This window comes from Silvanigrella sp., assembly GCF_044369315.1.
GTDB lineage: Bacteria > Bdellovibrionota_B > Oligoflexia > Silvanigrellales > Silvanigrellaceae > Silvanigrella.
Map to the genome: position 1 here is coordinate 1 of NZ_JBIPMD010000122.1, position 9539 is coordinate 9539.

The 9539-nt window shown below is 26.5% G+C and carries 7 protein-coding genes; all 7 read left to right on the forward strand.

Going from position 1 to position 9539, the window contains the following annotated elements:
• Nucleotides 1–307: 307 nt before the first annotated feature.
• From ACIQ56_RS10500 to ACIQ56_RS10530, 7 genes are read left to right on the forward strand one after another with little or no spacing between them, the layout of a single operon-like run.
• Nucleotides 308–1789, forward strand: coding sequence for a phytoene desaturase family protein (locus ACIQ56_RS10500; protein ID WP_397601019.1), 1482 nt, complete (start codon nt 308–310; stop codon nt 1787–1789).
• Nucleotides 1790–1793: 4 nt separating this feature from the next.
• The gene (locus ACIQ56_RS10505) at nt 1794–2339 is read left to right on the forward strand and encodes a hypothetical protein (RefSeq protein ID WP_397601013.1); all 546 of its coding nucleotides are present in this window, start codon (nt 1794–1796) and stop codon (nt 2337–2339) included.
• On the forward strand, nt 2336–3475 hold the full coding sequence (locus ACIQ56_RS10510; protein ID WP_397601014.1) for a polyprenyl synthetase family protein: 1140 nt from the start codon (nt 2336–2338) through the stop codon (nt 3473–3475). The genes ACIQ56_RS10505 and ACIQ56_RS10510 overlap by 4 nt, the downstream gene beginning before the upstream one ends.
• Nucleotides 3472–5520, forward strand: a complete 2049-nt coding sequence (locus tag ACIQ56_RS10515) for a squalene/phytoene synthase family protein (RefSeq protein WP_397601015.1) — start codon at nt 3472–3474, stop codon at nt 5518–5520. The genes ACIQ56_RS10510 and ACIQ56_RS10515 overlap by 4 nt, the downstream gene beginning before the upstream one ends.
• On the forward strand, nt 5517–7058 hold the full coding sequence (gene crtI / locus ACIQ56_RS10520) for a phytoene desaturase family protein (protein WP_397601016.1): 1542 nt from the start codon (nt 5517–5519) through the stop codon (nt 7056–7058). Before ACIQ56_RS10515 ends, crtI begins: the two co-directional genes overlap by 4 nt.
• Nucleotides 7059–7074: 16 nt before the next feature.
• On the forward strand, nt 7075–7821 hold the full coding sequence (locus tag ACIQ56_RS10525) for a hypothetical protein (RefSeq protein ID WP_397601017.1): 747 nt from the start codon (nt 7075–7077) through the stop codon (nt 7819–7821).
• A gap of 3 nt (nt 7822–7824) precedes the next feature.
• Nucleotides 7825–8763, forward strand: coding sequence for a class I SAM-dependent methyltransferase (locus ACIQ56_RS10530; protein WP_397601018.1), 939 nt, complete (start codon nt 7825–7827; stop codon nt 8761–8763).
• Nucleotides 8764–9539 lie beyond the last annotated feature (776 nt).

The following is a 9539-nucleotide window of genomic DNA, read 5'->3' on the forward strand; positions in this document are numbered from 1 at the left end:
CGTGTTAGAAAGCATTCGTCGAATGGATATCTGTCTCCAGTTATATTTGAAATAACTAGACCAATGAAAAAGGTCGGTTAATTGTGTCTATAAAATTGGGGGAAGATCATAAGTTGATATTCAAATATAATATATTGTAAAAATGATATAAGAAAATATAAAGTGGTAAGCTTTATTGATAATTTAAATATATTTCATAATAAATTCATTGAAAAAGTTGATGATATTCTGAATTTATGGTATCTGAAAAACCTTGAATATGAAATGATTTAATTATATTAGGGGAAGAATTATTAAAGTAGCAATCATTGGATCTGGTGTAGGTGGCTTATCAATAGCATCACTTCTTTCTAAAGAAGGGTTTAAAATAGATGTCTTTGAATCTGCTGAAACATATGGTGGAAAAATGTTTCGTTACACAAATGAAGATGGTATCTCTTGGGATACAGGCCCGACTTTAATTTCATTGCCCAATGAAATTTATCAAATTTTTAAAATATTAAAAAAAAATCCTCCAGAATTAATTCCTTTGCTCACAGGCTGTAGATTGCTTTTTAGTGATCAAACGGATTGGTCATTGCCAATAGGTTTAAATCAACTTGTTTCTTTTTTTCATAAAATAGATCAAAATATTTCAAGGCAATTTGAGGAAGTTATGAAAATTTCTTCTTCTATTTATGAATTTGCTGAAGATCATATTTTTCATGTTGATCCTCCATCCTATTTTCAACTTGGGCTGAAGTCTTTATCTTCTGGATTATTTTTAAAATACCCTAAAGTTACATTAACTCCCTATTCAAAAGTTGTAGATTCTTTGTTATCCAATTCAAATTTGAGAGAATTTTTTTATCATTTTGCAAGTTACGTTGGAATGAATCCAGATGAAGCTCAAGGTGGAATATTAAGCGTTGCACATGTAGAGTTAATTTCTGAAATAGTATTTCCTAAAGGCGGTGTGTATTCCATTGCGCAGCATTTGTATAATGCTGCTTTGGATTATAATACGCAGTTTCATTTTAATTCTAAAGTATTATCTGTTAAATTAATTGATAAGATAAAACAAGGAAATAACTTTAAATTAACTTATGAAAAAGATCAAAAAGTTCATGATTGTAGATATGACGTTATCATATCTAATAGCGATCCTTTTATAGCATCAAAGACATGGTTAGAAATCCCTTCAGTCAGAAAAATATTTAATTCAAAACTTGAAAAAAACCAATATAGACCATCTGAAAGTCAATTTGTGATTTTATTTGATTTAGAAGATGATATTGTCCTTGATCATCATATTAAAATATTTCCTGAAAGCTGGAGGAAGAGCTTTATTGAAGTCTGTGAAAAAAATCAAATTCCAGAAGATCCCTGTGTTTATTTAGTTTGGCCACACGCCACAGATAAAAGTGTTTCATCTCGTGTTTTATTTATTTCTGCTATGGCTCCGAATACTTTAGCTCACGTCAAGTGGGACGAAAATTTTATAAATAAATACTCAGAGAAAATTTTAAACATTTGCAGAACCAGATTAGGTCTCAAATTAAAAGGAAAAATATTTAAGGTAATAACTCCAAACGAATTAGAGGTTAGGGCAAATAGCCTTAATGGGGGAATATATAGTGCTACTTGTTCATCCTTTCAGCCTATGAATTTTCATTTTTCAGGTTTGACAGATATTCAAAATTTATACTTTGTAGGTGCTGGTGTTCATCCTGGTGCTGGTGTTACCATGGTAATGAAATCTGCCAGAAGAATTGCAGATCATATTTTAAAAAAATTTGCCAGTAGGTAATGCAATGTTAGTTGAATTTAAATTATTGTCTTGTCTGTTTTTATTATTATTTTTAATAGTAGCATCAATTGATGGTTTATATTTTCATTTATATAAATATAAATTGTATGCAAGAAAAGACTCTAGAAAAGAACATTTATTGCACACTTTAAATTCTATTCTTTTTCCTTGGTCTATTTATTTTTTATTTTTAGATGAATTTAAAGGAATATATTTATGGTTTGGAGTTTTTTTAACTCTAATAAGTTTAATTATTGAATATATGGATGTTTTTGAAGAAAATAAAAGTAGAAAGACTATCGGTGGTTTGACGAGTCTTGAGTACTCAATGCATTTTGGTATGTCAGCGTTAAGATCAATATATACTACTTTAATTCTTGTTTCAAAACCTAAGGAAGACTGGTTTATAACAGGTGGTAATATCATACAAAATACTTCAAGTGATTTATATATGAAATATTTTTTATATCCTGTAATTTTAATGGGTTTATTTGTTGCTGGTTTGCATTTAGTATTGATCTTTTATAAAAAAGAGATAAAAATTATATGAATAATTTAATAAATGATCCTTATTTAAATGATTTAAAATATTTTTCGGATAAATTAAATTACTTTTTAGATTCTGAATTATATGAAATCTTATATGAAGATAATAAAGATATTCAAGCTATTCTTCAAAAATATTTAATTCAAACAGCACGTAGTTCTTTTTCAACACAAGCAAAAAGAATTAGGCCAATGTTATGCTATTGGCTTTTTAGAAATTTTTATTTGGAAGGAAATTTTTCAGAGAAATTATCTAATATAAAACAAAGTGAAAAAAAAATATTTGAAAAAATGAATAAAGTCGCAATAACAATTGAAATTCTTCACAGTGCGAGTCTTGTAGTTGACGATATTGAAGATGATAGCAAAGAAAGAAGAGGACAAGAATCTCTGCATGTAAAATATGGAATGCCACAAGCATTAAATACTGCAAATTGGATGTATTTTTTGGCACTTAAATATGTTCCGCAAAATTTAAAATCTATCGTAATGGATACTTTGTTTGACTGCCATATTGGTCAAGCATTAGATTTAAGCAGTAAGAATACCGAAACCACTTATCATCATTTTTTATTATCAGAAAATGAAAGATGGCAATTTTATGAAAGGTGCGCAGAATTAAAAACTTCTAAGTTAATTTCACTTGCTTTTGATTGTGCTAAAAAATTGTTGAATATCAACAAAAATGACATCATTATTCTTGAGAACGTATTTAAAATTTATGGAATTATATATCAAATATTTGATGACATTAAGAATTTTATACCCGAATTAAATCGTGACAAGTTATATGAAGATTTAAACTCAGGCATGAGAAGTGCTGTTGTATTGTCTTTTTTAGATATTTTAAATGAAGATGAAAAAATTCAAATGAACAATGAATTAATTAATAATTGTTTTAAAGAATATTTTTTAAATCACGCAAAAAAATTCCATGCTTTTGAAAAGTGTTTTTATAAGGCGTCGTATCTTCTTCATTTAAATTCAATTCAATTAGATTCCATTCATTTTAATAAAGATTCTAGAGAGTATTTATCTGAAATTATTGAAAAACCATTTGATGAAATAAAAAAGAAAATATTTTCTATGATACACCTCAAATATAATAAATCTATAGTAAAAGAAAATTATGCTTTATGAAAATACTTGAAATTCAAGACGCTGAAATTGCAAAAATTGAAAATCAGGAACCAATAATTCTTTCAAAAATTAAAAATAATGTATCTTATGAATGGTTTTATTTAGAAATTAATAAAGACGATTTACATGTTATTATAATTCTTTCGTTGAAAGATTGTTTTGAGTTAAAAGATATAAATAACTTTGAGAATTCCTCTATATATTTTACATGCTATTATAAAAATAAAATTGTAGGGTATAGTTATTCTTTTTTTGAAGGGAATGAAAAAAATGAATTTAATGAAAAAATATTAAAGTGGTTCCGTTTAGAAACTCCTACTTTAGAGCTTTGGTTTCCTGATCATTCTTTAAAGAGGTATATTCAATTATCAATAGAATACCCAAGAGATGTTTCTTGCATTAAAGTAAATAAAGATTTTGATTTGAGTTCTAGTAAAAAGCATTTTTGGCAATTTATTTCATATAAAAATAATGCAAATGGATTTATTAAAATATTTGATTTATCTCCTAAATTTGATTTAATGGATATCTGTAAAAGAAAATCGAATTTTTATGACTTTCCTTTAAGTATTAAGCTTTCTAAAAGAAATACAAATTTATATAAATTTGAAAATGCAAATCTATATTTTGATCATAATGCAGGTTTTGAATCACTTTATTCTATTAAAAACAATTGGTATTGGTGGCATGCTAGAAATAAAAATGAATATGAAGTTAATTACTTTTTTCCGAGTATTGAAAAAATGTTTCATATTGGTTTTATAAATAATGAATTAACTTCAAAAATACATTCAATATCAAATAAAGAATTAATATTAAAAAACTCAAACTCTTTTTTTGGTCTTACTTATCCTAAAAAAATAAAATCAATCGCATTTAATGAAATTCAATTTAAGAAAACCATTGAATCCGCCCCCTTTTATTATAGAGCAAAATCTGTTGATAATATTTTATCAACTATAGAAGTATTAAACCCCAAGAGAATAAAGAATGATTGGAATCAAAAATTACTTTATTCTAGAAAAATTCATATTCTAAAAAATATTTCAAAAGAATCAGAAATTAGTTCTTATTTAAATTTTTCAAAAATATGCAAAAAAATAACTTGGAATCATGGAAAGTCATTTTATATTTCATCGCTAGTGTTACCTAAAGAACAGAGAAATAGTTCTTATTTTATATATACACTTTGTAGGCTAATAGATGATGCTACAGATGAGAATTTTTTATTAAATATACCTGAAGCAAGTGGTTCTAAATTTTCTACCCAGCTCTTAAATATTTTTTGGTCCGATGATATGGAAATATTGGATGATTTTATTCCTCAATTGATAAAAAATATTTCATTAAGTTTATATTCTGTAATTAATTATGACTCAGCTTTAGACTTTATTATGAATTCTCGTTTGTTAATAAAAAATCTTTCTTTAGAAAAGGTATATTTTGAAGATCTTATCTCTGGTCAATTAATGGATGAAAATTTTTCACAGCCATTAAATATTTCCGACTTTAATTTATATTGTTATCGAGTAGCAGGCGTTGTTGGCATTATGATGTCTAAAATATTTAGAACACAAAAAAGTCCTATTGCATTAAATGCAGCAGAAAAGCTAGGATCTGCTATGCAAATAACAAATATTTTAAGGGATGTAAAAGAAGATTTCGAAAAAAAAAGGGTTTATATTCCAATTTCATTGTTTCAAAAACACAAAATTGAAAATTCTTTAGAATTTTTTTCAAGTGATATAAATAAACAAAATAAAATAGAAATAATTAAAGATCTATCAAATATAGCCATATTATATTATTGTGAGTCATTAGAAGGTATTAAATATATTCCTTCATTTCGTGCTCGTCTTTGTGTTAAACTCATGGTTGCTGTTTATGGGTCCATTCTTGGAAAAATATTAATAGATAAATCTTTTATTTTTAAGAAAAGAATTGTTATATCTCATTTTAAAAAAATGATTATATTTTTAAAAGTAGTAATTGGTTTTCATCCATTAAAAGTAGCAAAACTAATTAGTAAAGAGGAATTACCGTGAAAAAATATGATGCTATTGTTGTTGGTGCTGGTTTTGGTGGTTTGTCTAGTGCGTTAACTTTACAAAGTATGGGACTTTCTGTTGCTCTTATAGAAGCTCTTGATAAAGTTGGTGGCAGAGCTTATGTAGAAAATAAAAATGGATATCTATTTGATAGGGGGCCTTCCATTATAACGGCTCCTTTTTTAATAGATGATATTTTTCAAATGTCTGGAGTGAATAGAGAAGATTATTGCAAGTTTGTTCCTGTCGATCCTTATTATAATGTTGTTTTTCACGATGGCACAAATATAGCTCACTATAATTCGCAAGATAAATTTTTAAATGAAATAAATAAAATTTGTCCTGAAGAAGTTGAAGGTGTGAAGGCTTTTTTTGCTCATGCAGAAAAAATATTTCAAAAAGGCTTTGTTGAATTAGGGGATAAAAATTTTTCAAATCCTTATTCTATGTTAGGCGTTGCTCCACAGCTATTAAAATTGAATGCTGTCAGGCCTGTATATTCTATGGTCTCAAAATTTGTTAAAAATGAAAAAGTAAGACAATTTTTAAGTTTTCATCCGTTATTAATTGGCGGGAACCCTTTTCGTGCCTCTGCTGTTTATAGTTTAATCAATCGATTAGAAAGAGCCTATGGTGTATTTCATCCCATTGGCGGAATGAATAAACTTGCTCAGGCTTTTGATAAAAGATTTAGCGAATTAGGTGGTGTTACGTTTTTATCCTCTCCAGTAGAATCTGTTTCAAAAAACCTATCTGGAGATTTTGTTGTAGAAACTTCTAATCAAACATTAGTTTCCAATAAATTACTTGTAAATGCGGATATGCATCGTTTTGTAAAAACAGTTTTAAAAGGGAATGCGTTTCCTAAAAAATTATCTCGTAAATTATCTAGAGCTGATTTAAGTATGTCTGCATTTTTAATGTACTTTGGTACAAATAAACAATGGCCTGAAATGTGCCAGCACACTATTGCTTTAGGGCCGCGTTACAAAGAATTATTAGAAGATATCTTTATTAAAAAAATAGAGTTTGAAGATTTTAGTGTTTATATTCATATTCCTACCCGCTCAGATCCGAGTTTGGCTCCCAAGGGAGGTGAAGTTATTTATGCTCTTGTCCCTGTTGCAAATTTAGCAAGTCAGACAGATTGGGATTCCTATAAAAATGTGATTGCTGATAAAGTAAGAGCTTTTTTAGAAGAGAAATTTTTACCAGGTTTAAAATCTTCTATTGTAGAAGAAAGCATTTTTACTCCATCCGATTTTGATACGACGTTAAGAAGTCACTTAGGTAACGCTTTTGGTTTAGAACCTTGGATTTTACAAAGTGCGGGATTTCGTCCGTCTAATTCTTCACCAGAAATTGATGGTCTTTATTTTGTTGGTGCAAATACACAACCTGGTGCTGGATTGCCTGGTGTTATTTTAAGCTCTCGTATTACTTGTCGTTTGGTTGCAAAAGATCTTGGTTCTGAAAAAATGCCCGCACTTTTAGCTAATTTACCTTCTACTTTTTCCTATATTAATCTTTATTAACGGAACAATATTATTCATGAATGATGAACATAAAAAATGTCTTATATTAGGATTAGGTTACGTTGCTGGTTTTTATTTAAAAAAATATTCAAATAATGTTTGGACAAGCAGAAAATTACAAGAAAATACAGACAATTTTTTTTATTTTGACCTTTTAAATAAGGATAGTTGGAAAAATATAAGTTCTTTTGATCAAATATTATGGACTTTTCCTGTGGTTCAAAATAAAAATGAAATAGAAAATTGTTTAACATTTTTTGATAAGTATTTAAAAAATAAAAATGTGATCATTTTATCGACCACCTCAGCATATAAAAGTCAAACAGAAAATGAGGAGATTGATGAAAATTCTAAATTAAATTTAGATGATCCCCGAATTTATGTAGAAGAAGAACTAAGAAAAAAAGGGGCTTTAATTTTGCATCTTTCTGGAATTCTTGGACCTGAAAGATATCCTAAAAACTGGTATGAAAAAAAACGTGTTAAGTATGGTGAAAATATTTTAAATTATATTCATGTTGATGATATTGTATATTTTACTTGTAAGTTATTTAAGCATTATAAATCCTATGAAAGATTCAATTTAACATCTGGAGATTATAAAACACATAATCAAATTTCAAAGTTATTAAAATACGATGCTATTTTTGAATTTCCAGATCTATCGAATGGTAGTAAAAAGGTGATGAATCATAAAATATTAAATTTTTTAAATGAAACCTATTACCAGTTTAAAAAATATCCTGAAAATTGTGAAACCTAATTTATGAATGAAAACAAAAAATGCCCTATCTGTGATAATTTTAATTCTGAATTTTTCGTTTCTACTAAAGTACAAATGCAAAATAATGATTCTGTGTTTTCATTTCATAAGTGTTTAAATTGTGATTCTATATATTTATATGATCCTCCACAAGAAGAAGAATTAGTGGAGTTTTATGGAGAAAATTATTTACCCTATTCTAGTGAGAATATTTGGGGAAAATATACTTTTTTAGTAAAAAAATGGCAATTGATGTTAGATAAAAGACGTGCAAACTTTTTAATAAATTTAAATAAAAAATTTAATAAAGAAACAAGAATATTAGATTTTGGCTGTGGGCATCCCTCCTTTTTGAATGAATTAGAAAAAAAAACAGGTTGGAAATGTTTTGGATTTGATTTCTCAAATAATGGTTGGATAAAAAATAAAAATATATTTGATAATATTAATTTGTATTCAGGTGATTTTAATACAATTGAATTTAAAACTAAATTTAATTTAATAACAATGTGGCATAGCTTAGAACATCATTTTAATCCGAAACAATTGCTTAAAAAAATGCATGAATTATCTTTAGAAGATTCTATATTAATTATTGAAGTTCCAAATTTTAATTCCATATCTAGAAAAATTCAAAAAGAGAATTGGGCTGGGTTTCACACTCCGCGCCATAGCGTTATCTATTCTGCAAAGTCTATTGAATTATTATTAGAAAATTCAGGCTGGAAAGTAGAAAAAATATTAAAATATGGAACATTAGACGCTTATATTTTTTGGTGGTTGGGTGAAATTGAAAAAAAGAATATATCTGAAAATGAAATAAAGTCTTTAGAAAAATATTTTTCTCATTTTTTATTATATAAAATTTTATATTTTCCTATATTTTTATTTGAAAAGTATTTTAGCTTTGGCTTAATGACAATTATTTGTAGTAAAAAGTAAGTTTTTATTTTAAAAATAATTAGCCAAAGATACTTATTATTGTATTTTATACATTCTGTATTGAACTTGTTTGAAAGTTAAATTTCATTCTTCTTAAATGCTGTCATTATAATTTTAACATAAAATTTGGCTTTAATAAATTTTACATTAGCAGAAATTATACAATGTCTAAAATTTTCTCTTATTTTATAATGAATTTTATAACTGAGAGATAAAAATTCACATATTGATTAAAAATCAAATCTAAAAAATACTGAATAAATACAAATATACATTTAATAAACAGCAAATAATAAAAATAGAAAAGTTAAAAGTAGCTAATTTTTAAATGATTTTATTTTGAGTTCATTATTAACCCAAAACATGATATTGTTGCGCAAACTAATAATATAAAATTACTTGAATTTTTATATTTATCTAGTTTTATTAAAAATTATTATAACGAAAAAAATTTTTCATTAACTAAATATCAGGATAAATTCATTTAATTCAATTATTAAAGTAACGGACATATTTCCAATCTTGACATATAAATTTATATTTTATATTTTAAATTAATGAGACAATAATTAATCTTTTGTTCTTTGAAAGATTAATTTTCTCTATCACTACTCTATAGAAGTCTTGGATTAAGTTAGACAGCCATTCTTTTACATTATTATATTTTATAAAAAAATAGGATTTTATTATGGTGCGCCAAGATAAGTGCGTAAGAACCAGTGAGTGCGAATCTCACCCACGTAAAGATTAGCCATCAGCGTGGAAGTAAGCAGTGC

Bases quoted from the DNA above. Each gene is read 5' to 3' on its own strand.
- ACIQ56_RS10515 (WP_397601015.1), top strand. From the start codon at position 3,472: ATGAAAATACTTGAAATTCAAGACGCTGAAATTGCAAAAATTGAAAAT.
- ACIQ56_RS10525 (WP_397601017.1), top strand. From the start codon at position 7,075: ATGAATGATGAACATAAAAAATGTCTTATATTAGGATTAGGTTACGTT.
- ACIQ56_RS10530 (WP_397601018.1), top strand. From the start codon at position 7,825: ATGAATGAAAACAAAAAATGCCCTATCTGTGATAATTTTAATTCTGAA.
- ACIQ56_RS10505 (WP_397601013.1), top strand. From the start codon at position 1,794: ATGTTAGTTGAATTTAAATTATTGTCTTGTCTGTTTTTATTATTATTT.
- ACIQ56_RS10510 (WP_397601014.1), top strand. From the start codon at position 2,336: ATGAATAATTTAATAAATGATCCTTATTTAAATGATTTAAAATATTTT.